The sequence below is a fragment of the Halobacteriovorax sp. YZS-3-1 genome, assembly GCF_047084945.1.
Classification (GTDB): Bacteria; Bdellovibrionota; Bacteriovoracia; order Bacteriovoracales; family Bacteriovoracaceae; genus Halobacteriovorax_A; species Halobacteriovorax_A vibrionivorans.
Genome location: NZ_JBKIYI010000001.1, coordinates 1,925,513 through 1,952,008 on the forward strand (window position 1 = coordinate 1,925,513; position 26,496 = coordinate 1,952,008).

The following is a 26,496-nucleotide window of genomic DNA, read 5'->3' on the forward strand; positions in this document are numbered from 1 at the left end:
TTATAAGTTGAAAAGGGCCAAGGCCGTAAATTTTTTGGCCATCCAAACAAATCACTACCTAAATCTCAAAGCTGACTTCACAATGAGTGAAAATCTATACTCTGTGAATAAAGACTTCGAGAAGTTTGAGGCCCGCTTCCCTATTCAAGCATATAAGCTACTAAGGGCATATGAATTTGAGATCAAAGTAGTTGTTTTAGGAAAGAATAACGAAACGCTATTTACAAAAACTCTTGAAACGGACTCATATGGTGGCCTTTTAGCTAAAATACCTCTGCCTAAAGATAGCAAAGAATCGATATCAAAGATCGAAATCTATGAAACTTCAAAATATCCAGGCCTAGAATTACTGCTAGGAACATATATACCTCTAAAAATTACAGATAATAGAAAGATCATTATTTGTGACTTTGATAAGACTCTTGTTGAAACCAAGTATTCAAAACCGAGTGAGATTTATGACTCTTTAACAAGTCCACTTAAAAATTATCCGACTTTAGAAAACTCAGTTAAAATCTTAAAAGAGTATATAAATGATGGCTACCATCCGTTTATCCTCTCGGCCTCTCCTCACTTCTACGAAGAAGCAATTAGAGATTGGTTATATGCTAATGAGATCTTTACTGCTGGTATTTTCTTAAAAGATTATCGTCGAATTCTATCAATTTTAGAAAATGATTTATCACCAAAAGATATTAAAACTCAGGGGATCTATAAACTTGGCCACCTACTAGATATTATAAATATGACTGATATCCCATCATCATTAGTCTTAATGGGTGATAATTTTGAGTCTGACCCTCTTATTTACTTAACATTTTCTGAGCTACTAACCGGTAGAGTTGAACCACGTCAATTATGGAATGAATTAAAACGAGTTGAAGACTTTAAGGTAACGGCAAGGCAAAATGGCCTATTCTTAAATAAAATCTTTCAAATAAAAGATAGTGTAAAACAACATGGTCTAGATAAAGAAATTAAAATCTACATTAGAAAAAAGGCCCAAGAAAAAGAATTAAGAGTCAAGGCCCCTTTTGATAGTTACTCAGGTAAGATTAGCCTATATGAGGGACACTTAGGCAAAGAGTAGCTCTGGTGCCCAAAGAATGATTTGACCAATACAAATATAGAGCCCAACTCGATGGAACCTCTCTGTAAAGTCCTGGCCAAAGGCCTTTGATATTTTTTTTGAGATTGGCCAATTTGCAGGTGAAAAACGTGTTAACTCAACAGCAACTCTTAATCCTGATAGAGCAACACATACGGCAATAAAAGTTTGATTGCTAGGATTAACAAGTGAACTTAAAATATTAGACATGAATACTCCTATGACTTCAAAAAAACGTAAAAATGCCCACCATGAATTAATGGACATTGAACTCTTCGGAGAGGTCACAGATGGTATTTACCAATTGGCTTCAATCGATAAAGAAGACGTAAATCTTGCCTGGAAACAAATTCAAGAAAGTTCATTTTTTGGCCCCAAAGCATTGAAAACCCCAATACACAAGTTCTTCAGTCTCCTATTAAAAAGAAGACTCGAAAAGTCGAGCAAAGAATTAATAGAAGATGACTATTATCGATCAAGTTTTAATGAACTAATAAATCAATATGCACAAGGCCTGGGGACTTCACAGGAAAATGCCTTATACCTTGTTTACATGAACGAATTCTTAAACAATCCTGGTGCTATCTTTGATGAGATTGATGACTTTCATTTAAGAGATGATAAGTATAAAGAATTTATCAACTCTCCTATTCAAGACTCATTCTTTGATAAACTTCGATTTGTTCATTTTAAATGTGAAGGAAGTCTTGAGGCCTATGTTTTACAAGACCTTCTATCTCCATTTGCACCTTATGGTGGCATAAATGAAGCAGGCCTAAGTATTGGCCTTGTTCAAAGAGAGGCCCTTACTCTAAACTATGAAGGAGAAAATGCTTCTTACCTTGCACTTGTCACTCTCTTAGGTTGTGACACTATTGAGTCGGCCTGTGATTTTTTAAAGCAAAGACAATTAGTCTTTCATTGGGAATTTCATTTAAAAGATGAAAGTGGAAATTATAAAATTGTAAAAATAGATGGTAAGAATACAAAGGTTTTAGATGGTGGTGAATTTGTAACTCTTGAAAGTAAGAGTGAACTAAAGAGGCATATAAATATATACCAAAAGAGCTTCCTACCTATTAGTCATGCTTGTTTAAGCTTTGATGCAAATAGCTTGGCCCTAACACTATTTGATTCAAAAAATCTCTCTATTCATCACTACTTTAAGAAAAATGTCTTCACGCAAGATACAATAAAAGTTTCCAAAGGCTCGAGGCCAACTAAGAAATTAGAATCAATTCTAAAATTAAAAAGACTTTTAAATGATGCCCAATTGGCCTTTAACGAGAATGATGAAGAAAGATGCTACCATTATTTACAATTAGCAATTGATCACTCAAAGAAGAACTTTTCAAATGATAAAGAGTTAATAGCAAAGCTTGAGCTTATCTTTTGTACTTGCCAATATATCTATGAATCTCATCCTGAAACCTATCAATTTATATTATCAAATATTTTAAAAATACACCCAAGACTTCCTATAGAGCATCAAGAATTAGCAAATATTCTAATTCAAAGAATACAAATTCTTGCAAACCTTAAGAAGCAAACACCAACAGCAAATAAGCTGCTAAAGAGAATATTTTTTAATGAATCACAGCTTGGAAAAGTAGCGCACTTGGCACTAAAGAAAACGACTCTTCTTAGGCCTAATCACCTCGATTTTAGGCCAATCTCTGGCCTGTAAGCTTGTTTACAATGTAAATAAAATTACAAGATATTTAAGCGTCTAATTGCATCAGCAAATTTCTTTTTCTTCTCTTTTGCTTTCTCTTTTGCATGCTGATGTTTTTCTGAGATTGATTCAAAAAATTTTTTACGCTTTTCCTTACGTTTCTTTTTTGGATTTTTTTGGTCTCTATAAATAGCCTCAACATATCCTCTAACAAGTGAGAATCGCTTGCTATCGTTTATATTGTCTTCATAGTTTTTAGACCCTTCAGCACCACGACCAGGCTCTTCAACAGGTACCTGATCATTGTTTACCTGCTCTGTTGGATGTGGCAATCGTTCAAGTCTTTTGATGTTTAATGCCATGCATATATTATAACCCTTATTCTTTTAAACAATATTTAAATATTATAAAAACTACTGCAATTAAGTTACTGTAATTACTCACTTTTTAAAGATAATTATAAATGTGATTAGGTTGACATTAAAAATCTGTCTCATTCATGTTAAAAGAGCGTAATTTCAAAATGTTAGATTTTTTTAGAACGCAAATATTACGTTTATATATGCATGCATTAGCAACATGCTTTAATAGAGGAGAACAACAAATGAAACACACAATCGTTGCTATTATGAGTATTGCTCTAGCGATCACAACAGGTATCTCATGTAAAAGAGATATGAAACTAGGAAGCAAAGACAATCCTGTAAAACTTTACTTCACTCCATCTGTAGACGCAGACACAATTGCATCGAACTCTGTTCACTTCATTAAATTCCTAGAAAAAGAAACTGGATACTTCTTTAAGACAGGTATCCCTACTAACTATATCTCTGTTGTTGAATCATTTGGTTCAAAGAGAGCTGACATTGCAGTTATGAACTCATTTGGTTATTTAATGGCCAATGAAAAATATGGTGCAAGTGCAAAACTTAAAGTTCTTCGTTATGGACATGATTACTACCAAGGACAAATCATTGCTCATGTAGATAGTGGTATTAACTCAATTAAAGACTTAGAAGGTAAGAAGTTTGCTTACACTGACCCATCGTCAACTTCAGGTTATATGTTCCCTTTAAAGATTATGATGGAAAATGATGTAAAACCAGGAAATACAACTTTTGCAATTAAGCACGACAACGTTGTAACAATGGTATATCAAAGACAAGTAGATGCTGGTGCAACTTACTACTCAGCACCTTCTGAAGACGGAACAATCCGTGATGCTCGTTCACGTGTAAAAACTCAATTCCCAGATGTTGAAGATAAGGTAAAAATCGTTCAAATTACTGAGAAGATCCCAAATGACCCATTCGTATTCAGAAAAGGACTTCCACAAGAAGTTACTGATAAATTCATCACAGCGGTAAAAAAATACATAGCTACACCAGAAGGTAAGGATGTATTCGAAAATATTTACAGTGTTGGTGGCCTAGTTGATACAACTGATGCAGATTATGATGGATTAAGAAACGTAATTAAAACACTAAATATTAACTTAGAAGAGCAACTTCAAAAGAAATAATTTACAAAAATCTATAAAGTGAGAACAAACATGATTTTAGAAGTCAAAAATGTTAATAAAGTCTATCCAAATGGATGCCACGCCCTAAACAACGTAAGTTTCAACGTTGATAAAGGTGAATTCCTAGTAATTATTGGTCTATCAGGTTCTGGTAAATCGACAATGCTAAGATGTATGAACCGTCTTCACGATGTAACAAGTGGAGAAATCAACTTCGAAGGTAAAGACATTACAAAGTTAAAGGGTGCCTCAATGAGAGAAGCGCGTTCAAACATTGGAATGATCTTTCAACATTTTAACTTAATCCCAAGAAGAACTGTTATGACAAACGTTCTTTCAGGAACTCTATCTAAAACAGGTGTTATCAAGTCAATTTTTGGTATCTACTCAGAAGAAGATAAGAAAAAAGCACAAGATTACATCAAGATCGTAGGCCTTGAAGGTAAAGAAAACGTAAGAGCAGACAACCTTTCAGGTGGTCAACAGCAACGTGTTGCGATTGCACGTGCACTTATGCAAAACCCAAAGGTACTTCTTGCTGATGAGCCTGTTGCGTCTCTTGACCCTGCAACTTCACACTCGGTTATGCAATACCTGAAAAAGGTAAATGAAGAACTTGGAGTAACTGTAATTTGTAACCTACACTTCCTTTCACTTGTAAGAGAGTACGCTTCACGTGTTGTAGCTCTTAAAGGTGGAAAGCTTATCTATGAAGGTCAACCTCTAGATATCAACGAAGAATGGTTCCAAACAATTTACGGTGAAGATGCCGTTGAAGTAACAATTAACTAATTACTTTGATTAAATAGGACAATATATAATGACAACGACAACTCAAACTGCAGACAATCAAGTTAATAACTTACCAAAGCGTAAGGAAGATAAAACTACTTGGAAGATGAAAATGAATTTTTACTCATTTGTAATCGACTTCCTAGTATGGTCATACCTTGCACTAGTTTCATGGAAAATCGTATGGGAGAAGCTAATCCTAGGTCTTCGCTACCCAGATTTTACTTGGAATCAACCACTAATAGCACTTGCTATTGGTTTTGCTATTTCAGCAATCCTTTATAAAACTAAAATGTCACTAGGACGTGGAATTACAGGTATCATGAAAAGAGATGAGAATACTCCTTTCATGAAAGAGCCATTTTCTTTCGTTCTTATTGCGACAGTAGTTTTAACATTCATTGCTAGTATTTATATTTCTCAAATTTCAATTTACGAATTCTTATCTGAATCGGGAATGACAGGAGCAAAGAGAATCTTTACAGCTCTTTTAACTCCAAACTTTGCAATTTTTGAAGAAGCACTATTTGCAGCAATTGAAACAATCTATATGGCCTTCATTGCAACAGCGGTAGCGCTACCAATTGCATTCTTACTAGCATTCTTTGCAGCAAGAAACCTAATGAATGGTTCACGTTTCACAATGACTATTTATACTATTGTACGTTTCTTCTTAAACGTATCACGTTCAATTGAGCCTCTAGTATGGGCGATTATCTTCTCTGTATGGGTTGGTATCGGGCCATTTGCTGGTATGATGGCACTTTGTCTTCACTCTGTATCATCTCTATCAAAGCTTTACTCAGAGCAAATTGAAAACGTATCTAATGGGCCAATTGAAGCAATGATGGCAACAGGTGCTCACCCTATCCAAGTTATTTGGTTTGGTGTTGTTCCACAAATCGTTCTTCCATACCTATCATTCACTATCTACCGTTGGGACATCAACGTTCGTATGGCCACAGTAATTGGTCTAGTTGGTGGTGGTGGTATTGGTACTATGCTAATGCAATACCAAGGTCTAGCAAAGTGGAATGAAGTTGGTCTTCTTGTAATCGTAATTGCAACGATTGTATGGGTAATGGACTGGCTATCTTCTAATATCCGTGAGGCTATTAAATAGACAAAAAAAAGGACTGAGTGTCCTTTTATTTTGTCTATGCGCACCTATTTAAGGCACAAGCTATTCGAGAGAAAGATCTTCAGATCATTCGGTTCGCCAAAGGCGCGATCATTAAAATAAAAGCTTTATATAAGAAAAAGGCCCTCGAAATGAGGGCCTTTTTTATTGGTTAATATTTACCGTTTTTATAAACGTTTTCATATGAATCTTGAAATTTATATGAGTCGAATTGTTTCTTAGAAGAAGGTCCTCTATCAGGAGTACTACTACAAGATACTAAAGTTAATCCTAGAATTGCTATTGTTATAATTTTTTTCATATTAATTTCCTTTAATTATTCGAATTTATATCTATTCACACATTCCTTTCTTTACAAAAGAGTCCTTAATTTTCATGGCATCACCTTTCGTATACCAATATTGGCTATGCGGCTTTTCATGAATCAAGATACGATAATGATTCTTTGATGGGTGCTTTTGAAGAGCACAGCTACCTTCTACTGAAGCAACTCCCCTGCTCGGCGAACTACCACAAGACACTAGCGTAACTCCCAAAGTTACAATTGCTAAAATTCTTTTCATTATTATCCTCCTACGTACATTTTCACGTACTATTTTTATCGGTTATTCAACTTCTTAACTTTAGTAAATGAGTCAAATATTATTGTATTTTAAAATTTCGACGAATCGTGTATGCTACTAAAAAGGAGAAAAAATGAAAGGAAATCAAGAAGTTATCGATATTTTTAATGAGTTACTAACGCAAGAGCTATCGGCAATTGATCTGTACTTTCTCCATTCTCGTCTTTTCCAAGATATGGGACTTACAAAGCTCTATGAAAGAATTGATCATGAAAAAGATGATGAAACTATTCATGCAACAAAGCTAATCGAGAGAATTATCTTTTTAGAAGGGATGCCAGAGCTAGGAACAAGACTTCCGTATAGGCCATCTCGTGACGTTAAAAAGCTTATTAGTGATGAACTTGAGTATGAGCTTGCTAATAGCAAAAAGCTAAAAGAGGCCATCGCACTTTGTGAGAAATATAGTGACTTCGTATCTCGCGATATCCTTTTAGAGCTATTATCAGATACTGAAAACGATCATATTGATTGGCTTGAAACTCAACTTTCTCTGATTGAAAAAGTCGGAATTGAGAATTATCTACAAACAGCTAGTGAATCCGTTTAAGAAATATTAAAAAACATTAAACATTCGTTGTTTTTTTACTTATAATTATGAAAACAATTTAAAGAACACGGATGTTTTATGAAATTTAATTATCTACTTATCTTAACTCTCCTATTGGGAGTTCACTTCAACAGTTACGCTAAATTTGCAAAAGTTGTCTCTATCAGAGGAAAAGTCTCTCAACTTCCTCCTGGAGCGATTCAAGCTTCTTGGGTCAAAAAAGGACAATTAATCAAAGAAGATACCTCGATTGTTACAAGAGTACGCTCCTTTGTGAAAGTCCAAATTCTAGAAGATGGAAGTTATATTACTGTTGGCCCAAATACAAAAATTAAAATTGCAAAGATTGAAAAGAAAAGTGGAAGTATCATCCAGCTCTTAAACGGTAAGATGAGAGCAAAGATTAGGCCACAGGATAAGAAAGTAAAAGGACATAAGGCATTTAATAAAGTCTATATAAAGACGAAAACAATGGCATTAGGTGTTCGAGGTACTGAGTTTATCACTGTTGCTAGTCAAAAAAATAAAGCGACATCAGTTATTACATTAGAAGGTGAAGTTGCTGTAAAAAAAATCAACGAAGAAAGAGTTGATATCGAAGAAACAGTCAAAGAAAGTCTTGATCGTGATGATGTTACACTTGTTAAAAAAGGTAGCGCATCCACAACTTATGATCACCTCTACGATGAGACTCCAGCTCAAAAAGTTAACCCTAATCAGCTTATTGCCTTAGAGAAAAACGAAACACTTGAGACAGTATCTGCAAAAGAGATTCAAAAAGCTCCAGAAGCAAAGCTAAATGAAACACAAGTTTCATATCTTTATGGTAAGGATACAAAAGTAGATGAGATTCCAAATAATGGTGCCATCGTGGATCTCGACTCTGCCATCTTTATTCCTGAAATTAAAGATGAGTCTTTGAAAGTTGGTGATATTGACAAGAACACAGGACAATTCATTGCGGCCAATAATGTAAAGCTAGATGAGAAGAAAGGTTTTGTTGCTGTAAGTGAAAAAGATGAACAAGCAAAAGAAGTAGCGAAAAAACTTAATGAAAAGATTGAATATAGAGAAGTTAAAGGTCACGAAGTTGTGGATCATGGCACTCCTCTATCAAGAACGTCTTATTTAACGAATATGCACAATAGCTGGTCTGCAAGCTTTGGCATGGGTGCTCGCCGAATAGGCTATTATTCAATGGATAATAACGACAGCAAAAGTAACTACGTCGGTGCAGGAATAACGGCCGCTGTTTACTATCAACAAGTATTTAATAAACGTCTTTATGCTCGATATAAGATTGGCGTTGATTCAATCTATATGTTTCGTGATGATCAAAGACCAGAGAATAAAGATGATGACTTTATTTCACCTGAACTTGCTGCTGATATCTACTATCGTCTAAATTCTGAGTTAAGATTTAAAATAGGATACCATCTACAAGATGAATTTTTCCTAACAGGACGTTTCGAAACAAGCTTAACTCCAGTATTAGATCAACGTACACAATTTATTCCTTATATGACTTTTGGAGTTGCATACGACTATAGTGACAATTGGACGTATCTTATTGACTATCGATCTTATATGCCAAGCTCTGATAGACCAAATATTAATGTCTATACAGGTAAAGGATTTGAAATTGGAGCAAGAAGAAAACTTTCTTCTACGACAGCTCTACTCTTTAATCTGATCCATAGAGAATTCCTAGCTCAAGATATTAAAGTTAAAAATCTTGATCTAAATGTAAACTATGAAATGGAGTTTTAAAATGAAATATATACTAATCTTAGCGGCATTAATCTCACTCACGTCATGCTTTAAAACTGATACAGATGGAAATGTTTTTCTTTTTGAAAATGATAACTTTGCCCAATTAACTTTACGCTTTAGCAATATAAACGCTAATGTTTATTATTTTGGAATTAATAACGAAGTATCTAGCCCCTCTAATAGCGTTACTCCTTTTACATCAAAGCAACATTGGTGTTTGGAGAGAATCAATTACAAGATAGATTCTGGGCCATTTACACCCAGCTCTCCTTGGGAAATATACATTAATGGAAACACTGATGCCATGACATACAATCCAGGTGATTATATAGGAAGAGAGATTCACCCAGGAGATCAACTTGTTATTTCATTTAACTGTTCTGCCTGTGCATCAACAAGCGGTAGTTTTTGGCTAGAGATGAGTAATTGTAATAATTAAAGATAAATATCAAAGCAGGTATTGTCTTGGAAAGGACCTAATTTAATTCGTCCTCCAATCTTTTCAATATCTGCTTTCACTGATGCCAGACCAATTCCTCGGTCTCGTCCCTCTTTAGAACTATAACCATATTTAAAAGCATTTTGTGGTTTTTTAAAATCACTATATAGCCCACTATCAATATATTTGAGATGAAGTTCATTAGAAGAGCTATTTACTTCTATTTTAATCCACTTCAAGTCTTCACCTAAGGCTTCAATTGAGTTCTTAATAAGATTGATGAGAGTATTCTTTATTACCTGGCAATTAACATCGACTTCATGTTGTGGTGGTATATAATCAATATTTACGTCATCATACATCTTTATAACATCATTAATGGCCAAAGAAATGGGACAGAATTTTTCGTCTTCTTGTCGATACTTATTTAGAATATCAATGGCGTTAGTTGTTGCCATATATAATGAGTTTACATCTTTATCAATATCCAAGTTTCTTTGATTTGACTTGTCTTTTATAATCCTTCGTAGACGCGTCCAAGTATGCTGTAAAGGATTTGATATATCATGAAGAAGTTTCGCTTCTTTTTCTCTTTGCTCTTTGAAGTCATTATTTATTTGATTAATTTCAACTCTTTGAAGTCTTGTGTATTCTACAATATCTGTGAGGAAAAATAGTGGAATCCAATATTGGAAATCAAAAACAAAATAACTTAAAGTATAGAATACATTAGCAACACTTAGTCCTAGTCCAATCTTCATTGCCAAGTCGTTGGTCTTTAAGGCTTTATAGAAAAAACTAAAGTAAATCAACCAAACGACAATAATATAACCACTTTGAAAACCTTGAAGAAGACTACTTACTTTGAAAGGAACCTGTATTTTTAAAATTTCTGAAGTCGTCTCATTGATAACATTAGGGGCCAAGCAGCAGCTTCCTCCTCCTTCAATAAAATAAAATATGATGTGAATAACTGATACAAAAATAGCAGAGAAAATCACTATTTTATAAAAAATACGAGGGCCACTAGATTCTTTAAAATAATAACTTAAATTATTCCAATAAAGTAACTTCGAAAAACAGCCAAAAGTAAAAAGAAGTAGGCTAACAAGAACTTTCTTATCAGAATATATTGGAAAGAAATACTTCGCTAAAACTAAAAAACATACAACGGACTGAGAAAACGCCATAAGGTAAGTTTTCACTCGATGTTTTGATTGGCCTTGGCCTATACGTTTTAAATGAAGACCTGTGATCGCAAGAGATAGATAGTAACAACCGGCGGCCATTGCCAAAAAAGCAAAGCCTATATTACTCCAAAACTGTGAATCTAAAATATCTAAATAACCAAACATCTGTTGGATATTACTATTTGCCAAGCAATTAAACAATATCTTTTGAAGGTTTAGTATTTAAACTAATCTTTCTTTTTATGATTATTTAAAGCTTCTATGATGCGGCTGTTTTGCGTTGATATATCATTAGCATCATCTAAAGATATAAGGGTATTTCTCTTCAATCGATTCAACTTCAAAGAAGAAAATTGTATAGGATTTGCAATATCATGAATAACCATTCGATATGATTCATCATGCGAGCGATATTTCTCTCGTGACTGAGAGAGCTCTAGCTGTTGTAGTCTTGTATACTCAATAAGATCGACGATAAAATAAAGAGGAATCCAATACTGAAAGCCAAAAGCATGAAAACTTGTCGTATATAAAATATTAAGGACACTTAAGAGCAGGCCAAAAATCATCAGACGATCACCTTGCTTTAGTGAGATTAAGAAAAACCTTATATAAACGACTGAAACTGCCAATGTGAAAAAAGCAACTAGGCCACTAAAGGACTTATTAAGAACAAAGGGGATCTGTACTTTTAAGATAAAGTTACTTGCATTACTTTTAATAAGCTTAGGTCCTAAGCAGCACGTATGCACATCATAAAAGGCCATCCACAACAAATGGATAAGACACAGAGAAATTGCACCAAAGACAATTGACTTATATACCCATCGCATCGCTTTTGGTTCATTAAATACTTTTGATAAATTTTCCCAGTAATAATAGCGAGCTGTGTATGTGCAAATAAACATCAAAAGTGTCGTTGCAACTTTAGCTTTTGAATAGATAGGCATAAAAAAGTGAGCAATTATAAAGAAGCAAACAACAGCTTGAGCAAAACACATGGTAGATGTTTGTATCTTTTTTTCTGGTTCTTTATTCGATAGATTTTGTAATGATAGGCCAGAGATACCCATCGATATAAGATAGAAAGAAGCACCTACTGTGATGCAAATATAAATGATAGCTGACCAAAGTTCGGGAACACTAATACCGGTTCCCGCTAAGAATGTATTTAAATACTCGTACATACACTATAGAATATATGCGACGAGTAAAACTAGTCAACTATCATTATTGATATTTTCTATTTAACTATTTTTGTCACTAAAAATTGCCCAATAAGCATTGAGGCAATAAATGCGAAGATTTGTGAATTTAATTGCACAATATTCACAAGAGCAGGACCTGGGCAAATCCCAGCTACTCCCCAACCAATTCCAAATAAAGCTGCACCACTTAAAAGCTTCTTATCCACTAACTTATTAGTAGGCATATGAAATTGTGAATCACATACTGGATTCTGTCTCATTCTAATAAGGTGAGTTGCTGCAAGTCCTATTACAACTGCTCCTCCCATAACAAAAACAAGAGCTGCATCCCAAGGAGTTTGGGACCCTGCTATATCAAGGAAGCCGATAACCTTTTTAGGATCCACCATCCCAGAAACAGATAGTCCGATTCCAAAAACAGCACCAGATAATAAGGCCATTATATTTTTCATATCGTTGCTCCTAATTGTCCCATAATAAATACTGTTATTGCTCCAGTTAACATAAATGTAATTGTGGCAATAAAAGATCTCTTTGATAGTCTTGCTAGCCCACAAACTCCATGACCTGAAGTACAACCAGAGCCTAGTTTTGTACCCACTCCTACCAATAGCCCAGCAATAATGGCCCTAGGAAAACTAAGATTAATATCAAAACTAAAGAATTCTGGACTAATAAACTTAATTAGAACTCCGCCTACAATAAGCCCCACAATAAAGAAGGCTCGCCATCCCTCTCCTACAAATGCCTTATGACAGTTAAAGAGAATCCCTGATATTCCAGCGACACGTCCATTAAATAACAACAACATTGCCGCAGAGAGTCCAATTAGTATCCCCCCTACTAAGGGCCATAAAAAAGTATCCATAAACCACCTTTATATTTTTGAAATCTACTTCATTTCAACACCTTAATTATATATAATAAATGAATACATACTTTGATGACCATCAAATAACACTTAAATTAATAAGTGCAGAAATTTAGGAATATGATGCTTGAAGAAATATTAAAACAACTTCCAAATAAATTAATCAAAGACTACTCTAAAGGAGATCCTGTCTATAGCGAAGGTGAAGCAGCAGACCTTCTCTATATTGTACAAGAAGGTATCTTTGGTCTTTACTTTAATACACCGAGTGGAAAAGAGAGTTTCTTAAGAGTATTCACCAAAGGTGATATATTTGGTCATCGCTCATACTTTAGTAATTCTCCCTATCATGCAAATGCTGTTTGCTTGAAGAAGGGAAAAGTTCTCATTATAAGCCGTGAACAATGTGACAATATTTGCTTAACAAGCCCAGCGCTTTTAAAGCAGATGACAAAGCTTATGGCCGAAGAATTAGGAGCAGCTGAAACAAGGCTTGCGGGAATGGCAGATAAGTCAGTTAAGCGCAGGATTGTAGAAGCATTAACCTATCTCAAGTTAAAAAATCCCGATCATACATGGACAAGAAAAGAAATCGCAGACTTTGCCATGAGCACATTTGAAAGTGTTGCCCGCGTCTTAACAGAACTAGAGGAGCAACAGCTCATACATAGAGACGGGAGAAGAATTGAAATACCAGATGAAGCTAAATTAATACAATTTGCAGTAGAAAATTATTAGTTTTTTGTTAAGTTACTCATTATGAGAGTAGATAGTTTACATACAATATTGACGAGTAAAAAACCTAAAGTTAGGATGCGGCCATTACTTCACTTTCCCACAATAGGAGCTAATAATGGCGCACATCTTAAAAGCAACACTTATCACAACTACGATCCTCTCTTCATTTATGACAAATGCATGCTTAAACGAAGTGAGCAATGAACTTAATTATGAATTAAGATCTGATAGACCCTTAGAAGTGACGTTAGAGACGACATTAGAGGCCGGAAAAAAATTACTTAATGATCGAGGCCATGAACTAAACTCATTTAAAGAAGACAAGTTAATCTATTCTGCAATTGGAAGTTTCCATTCAGGGTGGTTTAATGCTGCCGTTGCAGTTAACCCAAAAACATGCGAAATCGATTATATTGGTTACTTCGCAGCTGAATAAAATGACAATATGACCTAGTTTCAAGACATTTTTGAGACTAGGTCAATAATATTTCCTCAAAAACGCTAATTCTTATTTAAAATATAAATAAATCCTCATACTAAATAAATCACATATATGAATTTGCTAATTAGCAAGTATCTGAATATTCATAAAATCTAACCTAAACAACACAGATTATTGCCACAAAAATTAACAACAACTACAGAAAGCGCCACTAAGTACCTGTTTACACGTAAACAGATAGATTATGTATAAAATGTTAAGAAATCAGTAAAAAGAGACGAAAAGTATTGAGCAACAATTATCGTTAACTAAACAAACAAAATCAGTACGTTGGCGGAAAAAAGGAAAGATAATTGAAGAAACTTAGTCTTGGTGTAGGAGTTATCCTCGCTTTAATATTTACTTTTTCTTATTGGATTTTTTCATCAAATGAAAAAAGCGCAGGGAATTATAGTGACCTCGCAAAGAGGACAGGGCTAAAGTATGAACTCGTTAAACCTAAAGTAAAAAAGAAACTTTATAATAGTATTGGAAAAAGAGGACCTTCCTCAATACCTTCACTATATTCAAATACAGATGGTGCAAGTACATTAGAAGCCGATCTTGGTAGTAGCAATATTTCAAAGCTTGCCCCTAAAAAGAAAAAGACTAAAATAAAAAAACGTAATCCATCTACATACACTGGATCTTCTTATGCACCACAAGCTGATTACTTTGATCCAAATTATGCGCAAGCAATCAATGAACAAATAAAAGACAAAAAAAGTCCTTCAAAAGACGAAGAAGAAAAAACTTATACTTATGCAAAGTCTGTTCAAAGCACTGAAGAAGAATCATCAACTGAAAGTGAAAATGACGCTTCTCAATCTTCAGGCTCTAATAATAACGTTGTCGTTATTCCAAAGATTCAAGGTGAGATACCTCCCCTAAATGGACTAATCACAAAAACAAACAATGGCCTCTTTAACAGTAACGTCTATGCTGCAGTAACATGTATCGATCCACGTATTGAATTATTCGACTTAGTAACAATGACTCCACTAGAAGATAACCCAATTACTTTCAATGGAGTTGATCAATCAACAGCTTTTACTTTTGATGTTAGAGAACTAGGACTAGAAAGTTCAACACCGGCTAGATACAAGGTAAAAATAACTGGATGTAGTGAAGAATTAGAAAAGGTTGTTACAAGTTATTATCGTCCACAAAATATTACGGCCGTATCAAGTCTATTAGCAAAAATTACTAATACAGATATTACTTATAATCCAACAGAGGAATTTGCTCTTTATCTTGAAGAAGCAGAAGATATTATTACAAATAAAATCGATCAGTCTACTCTAGACTATGCAACTGTTTATTCAGAATTAGAAAATAGTACTGATGTAGCAACTGTTTTTGCAGAGATTACAGAAGGTGAAAATGTACAAATTCTAAAAGAAGCAGCCCCGAAGATCCAATCATTAACAATTCCTGAAATTCTTCACGAAGATCTAAATTCAGATCTAGCTAATGATGAAAGAAATGCGGGATTAAATCCAAATACATTTACAACAAGTGCAGTTCACTGGGATACTGATTATACATTGGCCTATCAATGGATTCTTAACGATGGAACAACAACACAAACTGTTTCAAACTCGAATACATGGCTCTATATCCCACCTGCTGATTCTGCTCCAAATGTTACAGTAACACTAAGAATCGGTAGAAAGAATGCTGGTGATGCTAATGTTGATACAACGATACCTCACCATGAGTTCAGTTATTCTTTAGATGTTGTCTTATATAATGATGCTCCAACACTTGCTGCAAACCAGGCAGTAAATGTTACAGAAGATACAGTCCATAATTTTACACTAACTGAAGGTTATGATGTAGATTCACCTAGCATAAACTATATTCTGACTTCGACACCGACAAATGGATCACTTAGTTGTGTAACGGACACTAATAACTGTACTTACACTCCTAACGCCGATTATGTTGGCCCTGATTCATTTACTTACAAAGTTAACGATGGTGAACTAGATTCTACTGAAGCAACGGTTGATCTTACAGTTTTAAATGTAAACGATGCTCCAGTGGTTGCTGCAAACCAGTCATTTACTACACCAGAAGACAATCCAATATCTTTTACCATTAGTCAGGCAAGCGACATTGATAATACTCAAGCTAGCCTATCTTATAAGATAACAAATTCAACAACAAATGGAACAATAACAAATTGTATTACAACTGGAACATATGGCCAAGATCTAACATGTGACTATACGCCAAATGCTAATTTCAATGGTAGCGACAGCTTCACATATGTGGCAAATGATGGAGCTCTTGATTCTGCTACAAGTGCAACGGTTTCATTCACAATCACTCCAGTTAACGATGCCCCAACACTTGTTGCAACTCAGGCCGAATCAACTGATGAAGATACACAATTAAGCTTCAACCTAAATGCAGGAAGCGACATTGAAGGAACGACATTAAATTATACAATTCTTTCTTCGACATCTAACGGAGTCCTTAGCTGTTCTCAAGGGACATTAAGAGATTGTACATACGATCCAAACACTAACTTCAACGGAACGGATTCTTTCACCTATAAAGTAGATGATGGTGAGCTAGACTCGACAACTGCAACAGTAACAATCACAGTAAACTCAATTAATGATGCACCTGTTATGGCAGCTGATCAGAGTATTACAACAGATGAAGATACGGCCATTAATTTTATTTTAAATGGAGCAACTGATGTTGATGGTGACACATTAACTTATAAGGTTGTAACACCTCCAGCAAATGGAGTACTTTCTAATTGTATTACAACAGGTAGTTACGCAAGTGATATTGATTGTACATACACGCCAAATGCAAACTATAATGGCAGTGAGTCATTTACTTACATCGCATATGATAGCATCACAGATGCAACGACTACTGCAACAATTTCGTTAACAATAAATCCGATTAATGATGCTCCAACACTAGCATTAACACAGACAGTAAGTACTAATGAAGACACACCACTTAACTTCACTTTAAATGCTGGAGCCGATATTGAATCTGATCCACTTGACTATATTATTGTTAGTGGCCCAACTGATGGAACACTTTCTTGTACTGGTGGGACATCACGTGATTGTACATATACTCCAGACTTGAATTTCAATGGTTCCACTACATTTACTTACAAGGTAAATGATGGAGCACTTGATTCAACAACAGCAACAGTAACAATAAATGTTACATCTGAAAATGATGCTCCTGTAATGGTTGGTGACCAATCAGAAACAATTGCAGAAGATAACGTTCTAACATTAACTCTTAATGGTGCAACAGATGTCGATCTTCCGGCACAAACTCTACAGTATAAGTTAATTACCGCACCAGCTAATGGAACACTTACAAATTGTATTGCAACTGGCTCATACTCGACTGATGTGACTTGTACTTACACTCCAAATCTAAATTTCAATGGAGTTGATACCTTTACATATCGTGGTAATGACACATTAACAGATTCATCAACAGATTCTACAGTGACAATAAATGTAACACCTGTAAACGATGCTCCAACTCTTGCATCAACTCAATCTGTTACAACGGCCGAAGATACACCACTCAATTTTAACCTGAATACAGGATCAGACATTGAAGGTTCGACACTTTCATATATCATCGTTTCAAATCCTGCTGATGGTACACTTTCTTGTACCGGAGGAAATTCAACGGCCTGTACATATACACCAGATTTAAACTATAACGGCTCGACTACATTTACATATAAAGTAAATGACGGGGCACTAGATTCAAATATTGCAACAGTTACTGTAAATGTAACAGCTGTAAATGATGTCCCAGTAATGGGAGCTAATCAAAGTATTTCAACAAATGAAGATACAGCAGTTAATTTCACTCTAAATAATGCAACCGATGTAGATGGTGATGCATTAACTTATAAATTAGTAACAGCTCCAACAAATGGAAGCCTAACAAATTGTATTACGACAACTTATGGAACTGACTTAACATGTACATATACTCCTAATGCTAACTACAACGGAAGTGATTCGTTTACATATATCGCAACAGACGGTACAGGAACAGCTGTCACAAACGCTACAGTAAACCTAACAATCAATCCAGTTAATGATGCTCCAACATTAGCGGCTTCGCAATCAGTATCAACAAACGAAGATACTCCTCTGACATTTGATTTAACAGCTGGTGCAGATATTGATGGTGATACTTTAAGTTATATCAAAGTAACAAACCCTGCCTCTGGAACAGTAAGCTGTGTAGGTGGAACATCAAGATCATGTACATATACTCCTGCATTAAACTTTAATGGTACGACTTCATTTACATATAAAGTAAATGATGGAGCTCTTGATTCAACAACGGCAACAGTTAATATTACGATAAACTCAATTAACGATGCTCCTGTAATGGCCGCTAATCAATCGTTTACAACAGATGATAATACTGCTCTATCAATCACTTTAAGTAACGCAAGTGATGTAGACGGAGATCCTCTTACATATAAAATTGTTTCATCACCAAGTAATGGAACTCTGACAAACTGTATTACGACAGGATCATATGGAACAGACCTTACTTGTACTTATACAAGTAATGTGAATTTTAACGGGACAGATACATTTACTTTTATTGCAAATGATGGATCACTTGATGCAGTTACACCGGAAACTGTTACAATCACAGTAAATGACAAAACTCCATCAGCGCCTCCAGCTATTGCTCTAACATCAGCTACATATACAAATTCAACTGCTAATACCATGACAGTAAGTAGCTGTAGTGATATTTCACAAGTTCTAATAAATGAAGGTACTCAACCTACTGTTGGTGATGCTGGCTGGGTAAGTTGTACAACAACAGCAAGTGCAACTACTTACACTCTAGCCTCTACAACACAAGGTTTACACATCTTAAAAGCATGGTCTAAAGATCCTAATGGTAACGTTTCAACGTCATCAAATGATCTCTATGTTTATTACGATACAATTAATCCAACTTTAGCATTAACAACACCTACTATTCAAAAAGGTGGTAATTCAATAAATTTAACTTGGGATGCGACAGATGCAAGTACATCTTCAAGTCAAAACTTTAGCGTTGATTTTTACAATGGATCAACTTGGTCTAGCCTTGGGACAACTGCAGCTATTAATGGCCCAATATCAAGTCAAACTTTTACAAAGGCTTGGACAGTTCCATCAATTAACACGACCACTGCACGCTTTAGAGTTAGCTTTACTGACCTAGCAGGAAATTCATCTACTGTGCAATCGAATGTCTTTACAATTGACTCTATTGCCCCTGCTCTAAGTTATAGCTCTCCAGCAAATAACTCTTATCACCTATCAAGTACAACGATCACTGGTAATTGTGAGGCAGGTAGAGATATTAATATATCAGGAGATATTCAAGCCAACTTTACAATAGCATGTTCAGCTGGAACGTTTTCACAAACTGTTAACTTCTCTGATGGAGACGGTTCAAAGGTTGTAACACTAAATCAAGTTGATGCTGCTGGAAACTCAACAACTATTTCACGTACTTTCATTAGAGATGAAGTTGCACCAGTTATGACAAAAACAGCTGGTATATCACCAGACTTCACTAATCAGAACACACCTAATGCATGGTCTGGTACATGTGAAGGTAATTATACAATCTATGTTACAGGTGATGAAACAACATCATTTAATTGTTCATCTGGAACATGGTCATGGACACCGTCTCCAAAAACAGCAGATGGTACGTATGTATATAACCTTGTTCAAACAGATGCCGCAGGTAACACATCATCGCCTGCACTATCTCTAGCGTGGGAAAGAGATGCGACGCCACCAGCATTTCAAGCGACTGTACCTTTTGAAATCAATATTGGTCAGAACCCAACTGAAATTAGATATACTGATAGCATTACTGTTTCAGGTTCATGTGAAGGAAATAATACTATTGCAATATCAAATCAAGAAACAGATACGATCAGTTGTTCTGCTGCGAACTGGAGCTGGACTTCTCAAACGTATACGACAGATGCAACAAGAACATTTACATTTACACAATCTGATTCGGCAGGAAATACATCAACTCTTTCTTATACTTGGACAAGAGACTCTAACTTCCCTGCTCTTGCAATTGATACTGCTACAATCAAAAATAACGGATCAACAGCAACTTTCACAGGTACATGTGAAAATGGCCTAACAATAAATATCTCTGGAGCACAAACGACGACAACAACTTGTTCTTCAGGAGTATGGTCTTGGACGACAGCAACGACAGCTGCTGACTTATCAAATAACTATAACTTTGCACAAACAAACGCATCAAGTAATACTACTAATGTAAGTGGTACTTGGATTAGAGAAACTGGCCTTCCAGTTGTAACATCAATCTCAACGACGGAGCCAGATCCTTCACCAACTAACTTTATTCCTTATACTATTAATGCGAACTCACAGAATTCAAACGTCTACATCACAGAATTATGTCTAAAGACAAATGATACAACAGCACCAGCTGCTGGAGATGAATGTTGGCTAGGACTTAACTCTCCATCAATAGGTATGTCACCTGCTGCAAATGTAACGATCGTAGATTTTTCACATTTACTTGGATGGCAACCAGCAAATTATAATGTCTATGCATGGGTAAAAGATGAAGCTGGAAATATTTCAACAAACACAACAACATTAAATACTGATTATAATGCGATTGGATATACAAAATTTGATCCACCATCAATCTGGGACGTTGCAGCCGCAAATTCAGATACAACATCAATACCTCCTACGCGTTTAGACTCATCAGTTCCAACAGGTTCTGACGTTTATATTAGATGGAAAGTTGATGATATTCTTGGACTAGATTCAACAGCAATAAACTTATACTATACTCAAGATGAGCAAAGCTTCACAGCTATTGCAGGGGCCCAAGGGATCGCACCACATACAAATCATGGATGCCCAGGAATTACATTAGACACAAATGAAGGTTGTTATAAATGGACAGGTGGTTCACCACTAGCAACGTCTTATAAAATACGTGTTAAAGTAACAAATACTTCAGCAATTAGTACTCAACTAATTTCAACACCTCTTAATGCTGATAAGATCAAAATTATCGCTGGTAACACTGAGGCCGGTCTTGGTGGTGATGCTCGTACAGCACTTTTCTTCAATAAAACTGTTGGAGACACAACAGATATACATAGCCTTGCATTTACTGATGATGGGAATATTTATTTTGCTGACTATAAACGAGGTATTATTACAGTAGACCCTGCAGATGGGAAACAGAAATTATTCATCCAAATGACAGGAACATCTACAGGAGATGGTGGGCCAGCTGAAAGTGCTACACTTAGGTATCCTTTAAAGATAACGCTTGATTATCAAGGTCGCCTTCTTATTTATGACTATGATCGAATTAGACGAGTCGATCTAAATATGGAAAATCCGACAATTGAAACAATTATAGGTGGTGGTAGCGATAAATCTGATACTGTCGCGAATCCTTTAGATGTCCACTTAACACATTGGGGTACTTGGAATTATAGAACAAGCTCGATGATGTTTACGCCACTACCAAATGGAGACATTCTATTTAACTCTGAACATTCAGAAAGTACTGAAACGACAGACTATCGCTATAGAAGATACAAAGCCTCAACTGGAGAAGTCGTCTCTCATTACCTAACAGGTACTGGGGATGGGTGGCAAGCGTCACAGGACCTTACTAAATGTCGTATTGGTTACATGAGTGTTAAGTTTGATATGAATACGTCAAACCTTGAAGGAATTACAGGTCACTCATACCACCATAAGAACTTTCCAGACTGTGGAATGTACACTTCAACATCTGACTATACTTATGCAAGAGTCTACTTTGACCCATCAACTGGACAAGCAATTACGCCTCTTGATAACTCATACCGTTGGTATCACTACTATCAATTTACAGGTATGGATGGGAATTCTTATGTAACAGTTGCAAGAAGTTATATGAATAGAAATAACTTTGATGGAACTTATACTAGAATTCTTGGTTCTGGTACACGAGGAGAATGTGCTGATGGAACGCCGGCCACTTCTTGTGACATGGATATCTATTCTGTCTTTATAACTAAAACTGGAAAAATATACTTTAACGATCGTGGTAGAATTAGAACACTTGATGGTGACGGAAATGTTGTCACAATCTTTGGTCAAGGTTATGGATACGGAGATGGAGTCAATGCCGTTAACGCACGATTTGCAGACATATCAAGAGTCGTAAGACTTAATACTGGTGATATTGTCGTTAACGATACAAGATCTTATTATATTAAACAATTCACACCAGATGGAAATATCAATATTGTTGCTGGTAACGGTACAATTGCTTCACAAGATACGACGACTCAAGCCGATGTTCAGCCAGTTAGAAACGCATACTGGATGATGGTTGATCGTGCTACTGGAAATATCTATTCAGATAGAGATACTCACTATGGACGTATGGCCATGCTTAATCGAAGCACTGGCTTATGGGAAGACATCTTAAATAATACTAGCGGAACTCCTTATTACGATCCAACAGCTGATGGTATGATTGGGGCAAATATTGATACTGGTGGTAGTAACAACCGCGGTCTTCCACTCGGTTTTGCTAATGGACAACTCTTTATGAACCGTATGAGTTACAACCCGACAACTCAACGCTATGAAGACTTCATGCTTAAGAAATATGATTCAACTGACAGCTACCGCCAGTCTCATATCATGGGTAAAATTGGATATGAGAATTCAGGTGAAAGTTGTTCGGCATTACAATCAGGGCCAGTAGATGGATCAACATGTTTCTATGAATACTGGGATGACTTTAGAAATATTTTCTACGATAGCAATGCCAACCGCTATATCATGGCAAAAATGTATCGTGGTGCCCAACGTCGTGTTATTGCACTTAACAGTAATGGAACAGTTGAGCAGATTGCCTACACACCTAGAAATATCGATGATGGATTCACATACGCAAGAAGATCAGGTGTAGACTATATGTACTACTGCTATGGCTCACGTCTATATGCTCACAACCTAACGACAAATACAGACCTCGGAGCGCTACCTTGGACAATGACAGGGTTTAATTGTCGTGGTGTTCAGTTTGACTATAACCCAGTGAATGATTCAGTCATCTTCCCATTTGAACAGAATGGATTATATGGAGTTGCTGAATACTTCCTAGACTAGTCCCACTTATGATTTACATCAACTAAGTCTTTAACTGAGTAACCTAGCTCACTTACCTTTCTCGTGACTTTCTTGATAATAGGTTCAGGATTACGCCAATCTCTGGCCATTATCCAAAGATACTTCTCATCAGGTACACCAATAGCAACCCACTGATAATCAGGATCCATTGCAATCACAAGATAATCAAAATAAAGTGGCCAAAATGGAGAGACTTCCCAATGAGCATTCGTTTCCTTATTAATAATCCAAGCTTTTTGAGGAATCTCTTTTAACTCACCTTCAAATGAATCTTCATTAAATGAGAAATCGATATCAATACGTTGCTTCTCTTTATTCCATGTATAAATCTCAAGAGAGTTATGGGCCCCTTCTTCAAGAAATGTGGCACGGGCACTTAGAACATACCATTTTCCCATAAAACGATTAATATCCACGTAATCAACAGTCTTGTTATATGTTGTTGAACTACATGAGACTAAAAAAAGAAAAGAGATGAGAGTAAATAATTTCATAACTTATTCTATCCATTGATTACAGCAATTATCAACTTAATATTATCAATGAGTTATACAGTTATTTTATCAGGTATTTACACCTGTTTGACACATCAAACAAACTAGAATATTTGAGTCTAATTAAATTAAAAACAACGAGGTAATATATGAAAAACTTAGTTATGGCATTAGTTTGCGCATTCTCACTAAACGCAAATGCAGGAATTAGTATTGGCTTCCCTGGAGATATTAGTTTCCCTGATATGAGAGATATTGAAGAGTCACAAAGAATATTTCAAGAAGCAGTTGAAACACTTATTGAAAGCAAAGAAGTCGCTTCTGTAGTTTCTAAAGTAGAACAAGGACATCGTTCAACTTGTGTTGCATTAGAAGATAAGGCTTCAAGAGGACTTATTTGGTTTAAGCTAAGGTATCGCTGTGAAGGTGAAAGAGATTTTACTCTAACTGTAAAATCACGCCTTAAAAAAGATAGCATTATTGTAAAAGAATACAAGATTAAACTATAGACAAAGAAGCGCACTAGTAGCTAGTGCGCTTTTATTATTATTTTAAAGAAACACTTTTAACTTTTTTTGGATTGAAAATCCCGAGAAACTTATTAAGAACCTCACCTGCAAACGACTCAATATTGTCCACAAATGTGGCCTTTTTAACCTTATCGTAACAAACAGTATTATCAACAGAAGCTGAATCATAAATAGATTCGGCCTTATCCGTATCCTTTTTCTTAATTGGGAAAGGAACTCTCTCATCCTTTAATTCGATAGAAAAGTCCTTTGCTACTTGGGCCATTTTAGCAATAGCAGTATCAAATTCTGAATTATTCAAACTATCATTAATATCCACTCGATTATGAATATCATCCATTACATCTGCAATAACTTTATCACTATCTTTACAATGTGAAAGACCTAGTTTTATTTGAGAGTGAAATTGACTAACGTAAGAGTCAACCTTATCAAGGCCAAGCTGAACATCGTACTTATAAAAAGTTTTTGCTCTTCTTGATAAGCTCTGACATTCCTGATTACTTCTTTGACCTGGTCCACATTTTTCAGCAAAGTGCTTTCTTGTATCCTTTAAAAATACAATATAATTACTCACTCCACTAGAAAGCTGCTTCTTATCATGATCAGTCATCATAGAAAAGGCAGTGGCCATAACCTCGTTCTTTTCCTTTTTTGATAGTGAGCTATAATTACAAACTTTTTTGTAACTATTAAGTTTTGAGAAGGCCGCTTTATAAGAATCAAAGTTTGATGCATAGGAACTACTTCCAACAAATAAAGCTGCGGTTAATAAGAAATGTCTCGTGTATTTTATTGTTTTTCTTTCCATAGTTAACGTATCGTTAAATTTTATTAATAACTTTAATAAAGTTTATTGTAATATCAGCCGAATAGTTCATTATGAAAAACTTCAAGATTTTAATGAATATGACATTTTTAGTACTACTATCAACTATGATTGCCTCATGTAATGGAGGTGGTGGTAGCGGCAGTGAGCAGGAAAATACTGGCACAAAGCGGATATCACTAAAGTTGAATTGGACTCCTCCATCAGAGCGAGCCGATGGTTCACGTCTTTATCCATATGAAATTGGTGGATATGAGATTCTTTATCGCAAGAATAGTAATCCTGATTGGAACTCAATTGTTATCTACGACGACCAAAGTTGGGTTTTAGACAAATACGAAATAAAAGATCTTTCAACTGGAACATATGAAATAAAAATGGCCACCTTTGATATTGATGGCCGATTTAGTACCTACTCAGACCCAGTCAAAGTAGATAAGTATTAATATTATTTTAGATAATCTGTGTTAATACCATAAGCATTAATAATATGCTCATCAGGAGTGTCGCGATAAAGTTTTAATTTATTCTTATCAACATGCTCCTGCACATAATCCTCATAACAATCACTTACTTTTAGTACTTCATTCGTAAAAATACCTTGCTCATCAAAAGCATATCGTTCAGCACGATATATATGCTGATTACGATTCTTTTCTTTGATTTCATATATCTCATACATCTTTTGAGTTTCATATTCACTTAACTCTTTCATTGGCTCTACATCTAATCCAAATAGTTTTTGAAAGTCCTTAAAAGCGTTATAATAAATCATATCCACCTCGTATTCTTGTGGAATTAATTTATCAAGAGCATGAGTTGCTTCATGTACGAAGAAATGGGCCACTAGGCCAAGTTCATCTTCAAATCCGATATAGATTGTAGGTACTGTTGTTGTGAAATCAAAAAGTGCAGATGTTCTAGAACCTAATCCCCTTCTTTGTCTTTCAAAACTTGTAAGATTTGAAATTTTTAATTTACCTTGATCTAACAAAGGCATTAATTGATCAATAACGCTCTTACCTTTTTGAGTTGTTGCAACGAGTGCAAAAAGCTCATCTAAAGAATAATTTCTCTTATTTAAATGAAAAACTTGGGCATTGCGTTTTATCTCACATTTGGCCACATCAACCTTATTATCCTGTGGACGATGGCGATATCGCGGATCGTGGTCCAAATCTGGTCCACCGAAACCTCCAAGGCCACCAAAATTACCAAAGCTAGCAAATGTTGAAAGATTTAACGCCATTAATAATAGATATTTATTCATTGATTTCCCCT

The 26,496-nt window shown here is 35.3% G+C and carries 24 protein-coding genes; 13 read left to right on the top strand and 11 right to left on the bottom strand.

Translation table 11 applies throughout. The annotated features are described in order from the left end of the window. Positions 1–7: 7 nt before the first annotated feature. Positions 8–1,090 carry a phosphatase domain-containing protein gene (locus ACMAZI_RS09155; protein WP_115362379.1) on the top strand — a complete coding sequence of 361 codons (1,083 nt, stop codon included), beginning with the start codon at positions 8–10 and terminating at the stop codon, positions 1,088–1,090. Here ACMAZI_RS09155 and ACMAZI_RS09160 read toward each other — a convergent pair. Next, positions 1,076–1,318, bottom strand: a complete 243-nt coding sequence (locus ACMAZI_RS09160) for a hypothetical protein (protein ID WP_115362377.1) — start codon at positions 1,316–1,318, stop codon at positions 1,076–1,078. The genes ACMAZI_RS09155 and ACMAZI_RS09160 overlap by 15 nt on opposite strands. Between ACMAZI_RS09160 and ACMAZI_RS09165 the strand changes: the two genes are divergently transcribed. Further along, a complete protein-coding gene (locus tag ACMAZI_RS09165; RefSeq protein WP_412473315.1) occupies positions 1,317–2,795 on the top strand; it encodes a hypothetical protein in 1,479 nt (492 codons plus the stop codon). The genes ACMAZI_RS09160 and ACMAZI_RS09165 overlap by 2 nt on opposite strands. 23 nt (positions 2,796–2,818) lie before the next feature. On the opposite strand, the gene ACMAZI_RS09170 is transcribed toward ACMAZI_RS09165, so the two are convergent. Then, a complete protein-coding gene (locus ACMAZI_RS09170; protein ID WP_412473314.1) occupies positions 2,819–3,145 on the bottom strand; it encodes a hypothetical protein in 327 nt (108 codons plus the stop codon). Between the two features lie 242 nt (positions 3,146–3,387). On the opposite strand from ACMAZI_RS09170, the gene ACMAZI_RS09175 reads away from it, so the two are divergent. The 3 genes from ACMAZI_RS09175 to phnE are packed head-to-tail and all read left to right on the top strand — an operon-like array spanning position 3,388 to position 6,220. After that, a complete protein-coding gene (locus ACMAZI_RS09175; RefSeq protein WP_115362372.1) occupies positions 3,388–4,305 on the top strand; it encodes a phosphate/phosphite/phosphonate ABC transporter substrate-binding protein in 918 nt (305 codons plus the stop codon). Between the two features lie 30 nt (positions 4,306–4,335). Beyond that, positions 4,336–5,097: a phosphonate ABC transporter ATP-binding protein gene (gene phnC, locus ACMAZI_RS09180; protein WP_115362370.1), complete on the top strand. Its 762-nt coding sequence runs from the start codon at positions 4,336–4,338 to the stop codon at positions 5,095–5,097. 28 nt (positions 5,098–5,125) lie between these two features. Continuing rightward, positions 5,126–6,220 (top strand): phosphonate ABC transporter, permease protein PhnE, encoded by a 1,095-nt coding sequence (gene phnE, locus ACMAZI_RS09185; protein WP_199506653.1) that lies wholly within the window; start codon positions 5,126–5,128, stop codon positions 6,218–6,220. A 350-nt stretch (positions 6,221–6,570) separates the two neighbouring features. Here phnE and ACMAZI_RS09190 read toward each other — a convergent pair whose 3' ends face one another. Next, a complete protein-coding gene (locus ACMAZI_RS09190; RefSeq protein ID WP_115362368.1) occupies positions 6,571–6,801 on the bottom strand; it encodes a hypothetical protein in 231 nt (76 codons plus the stop codon). Positions 6,802–6,934: 133 nt separating this feature from the next. Between ACMAZI_RS09190 and bfr the strand changes: the two genes are divergently transcribed. The 3 genes from bfr (at position 6,935) to ACMAZI_RS09205 (ending at position 9,623) form a co-directional block, all read left to right on the top strand. Then, a complete protein-coding gene (gene bfr, locus ACMAZI_RS09195) occupies positions 6,935–7,411 on the top strand; it encodes a bacterioferritin (RefSeq protein WP_115362365.1) in 477 nt (158 codons plus the stop codon). A 78-nt stretch (positions 7,412–7,489) separates the two neighbouring features. Beyond that, complete coding sequence (locus ACMAZI_RS09200; RefSeq protein WP_412473313.1) at positions 7,490–9,181, top strand: FecR domain-containing protein; 1,692 nt, start codon at positions 7,490–7,492, stop codon at positions 9,179–9,181. A 1-nt stretch (position 9,182) separates the two neighbouring features. Further along, positions 9,183–9,623 carry a hypothetical protein gene (locus ACMAZI_RS09205; protein ID WP_115362361.1) on the top strand — a complete coding sequence of 147 codons (441 nt, stop codon included), beginning with the start codon at positions 9,183–9,185 and terminating at the stop codon, positions 9,621–9,623. On the opposite strand, the gene ACMAZI_RS09210 is transcribed toward ACMAZI_RS09205, so the two are convergent. The 4 genes from ACMAZI_RS09210 to ACMAZI_RS09225 all read right to left on the bottom strand — a co-directional run bounded on the left by ACMAZI_RS09210 (position 9,620) and on the right by ACMAZI_RS09225 (position 12,889). After that, entirely contained in the window at positions 9,620–10,978 is a 1,359-nt protein-coding gene (locus ACMAZI_RS09210) for an ATP-binding protein (protein ID WP_115362358.1), read from the bottom strand. The genes ACMAZI_RS09205 and ACMAZI_RS09210 overlap by 4 nt on opposite strands. Positions 10,979–11,040: 62 nt before the next feature. Next, positions 11,041–12,000 carry a hypothetical protein gene (locus tag ACMAZI_RS09215; RefSeq protein WP_133296948.1) on the bottom strand — a complete coding sequence of 320 codons (960 nt, stop codon included), beginning with the start codon at positions 11,998–12,000 and terminating at the stop codon, positions 11,041–11,043. A gap of 56 nt (positions 12,001–12,056) precedes the next feature. Next, positions 12,057–12,473: a DUF6691 family protein gene (locus tag ACMAZI_RS09220; RefSeq protein ID WP_115362354.1), complete on the bottom strand. Its 417-nt coding sequence runs from the start codon at positions 12,471–12,473 to the stop codon at positions 12,057–12,059. Further along, complete coding sequence (locus ACMAZI_RS09225; protein ID WP_115362352.1) at positions 12,470–12,889, bottom strand: YeeE/YedE family protein; 420 nt, start codon at positions 12,887–12,889, stop codon at positions 12,470–12,472. Before ACMAZI_RS09225 ends, ACMAZI_RS09220 begins: the two co-directional genes overlap by 4 nt. Positions 12,890–13,012: 123 nt before the next feature. On the opposite strand from ACMAZI_RS09225, the gene ACMAZI_RS09230 reads away from it, so the two are divergent. The 3 genes from ACMAZI_RS09230 to ACMAZI_RS09240 all read left to right on the top strand — a co-directional run bounded on the left by ACMAZI_RS09230 (position 13,013) and on the right by ACMAZI_RS09240 (position 23,341). Then, a complete protein-coding gene (locus tag ACMAZI_RS09230) occupies positions 13,013–13,630 on the top strand; it encodes a Crp/Fnr family transcriptional regulator (RefSeq protein WP_115362350.1) in 618 nt (205 codons plus the stop codon). A 115-nt stretch (positions 13,631–13,745) separates the two neighbouring features. Further along, positions 13,746–14,066 (top strand): hypothetical protein, encoded by a 321-nt coding sequence (locus ACMAZI_RS09235; RefSeq protein WP_115362348.1) that lies wholly within the window; start codon positions 13,746–13,748, stop codon positions 14,064–14,066. Between the two features lie 359 nt (positions 14,067–14,425). Continuing rightward, complete coding sequence (locus tag ACMAZI_RS09240) at positions 14,426–23,341, top strand: tandem-95 repeat protein (RefSeq protein WP_412473312.1); 8,916 nt, start codon at positions 14,426–14,428, stop codon at positions 23,339–23,341. Here the strand turns inward: ACMAZI_RS09240 and ACMAZI_RS09245 are convergent. Next, on the bottom strand, positions 23,338–23,856 hold the full coding sequence (locus ACMAZI_RS09245; RefSeq protein WP_115362344.1) for a lipocalin family protein: 519 nt from the start codon (positions 23,854–23,856) through the stop codon (positions 23,338–23,340). The two genes, ACMAZI_RS09240 and ACMAZI_RS09245, sit on opposite strands and share 4 nt — an antisense overlap. A gap of 61 nt (positions 23,857–23,917) precedes the next feature. After that, on the bottom strand, positions 23,918–24,088 hold the full coding sequence (locus tag ACMAZI_RS09250) for a hypothetical protein (protein ID WP_412474443.1): 171 nt from the start codon (positions 24,086–24,088) through the stop codon (positions 23,918–23,920). On the opposite strand from ACMAZI_RS09250, the gene ACMAZI_RS09255 reads away from it, so the two are divergent. Further along, positions 24,006–24,365, top strand: a complete 360-nt coding sequence (locus ACMAZI_RS09255) for a hypothetical protein (RefSeq protein WP_412473311.1) — start codon at positions 24,006–24,008, stop codon at positions 24,363–24,365. The genes ACMAZI_RS09250 and ACMAZI_RS09255 overlap by 83 nt on opposite strands. A gap of 37 nt (positions 24,366–24,402) precedes the next feature. Here the strand turns inward: ACMAZI_RS09255 and ACMAZI_RS09260 are convergent, their stop codons facing one another. Beyond that, positions 24,403–25,197, bottom strand: a complete 795-nt coding sequence (locus ACMAZI_RS09260) for a hypothetical protein (RefSeq protein ID WP_115362341.1) — start codon at positions 25,195–25,197, stop codon at positions 24,403–24,405. A 71-nt stretch (positions 25,198–25,268) separates the two neighbouring features. Between ACMAZI_RS09260 and ACMAZI_RS09265 the strand changes: the two genes are divergently transcribed. Next, positions 25,269–25,661 (top strand): fibronectin type III domain-containing protein, encoded by a 393-nt coding sequence (locus tag ACMAZI_RS09265; protein WP_133296947.1) that lies wholly within the window; start codon positions 25,269–25,271, stop codon positions 25,659–25,661. A 2-nt stretch (positions 25,662–25,663) separates the two neighbouring features. On the opposite strand, the gene ACMAZI_RS09270 is transcribed toward ACMAZI_RS09265, so the two are convergent. Continuing rightward, the gene (locus ACMAZI_RS09270) at positions 25,664–26,485 is read right to left on the bottom strand and encodes a hypothetical protein (protein ID WP_120404720.1); all 822 of its coding nucleotides are present in this window, start codon (positions 26,483–26,485) and stop codon (positions 25,664–25,666) included. Positions 26,486–26,496: the final 11 nt, after the last annotated feature.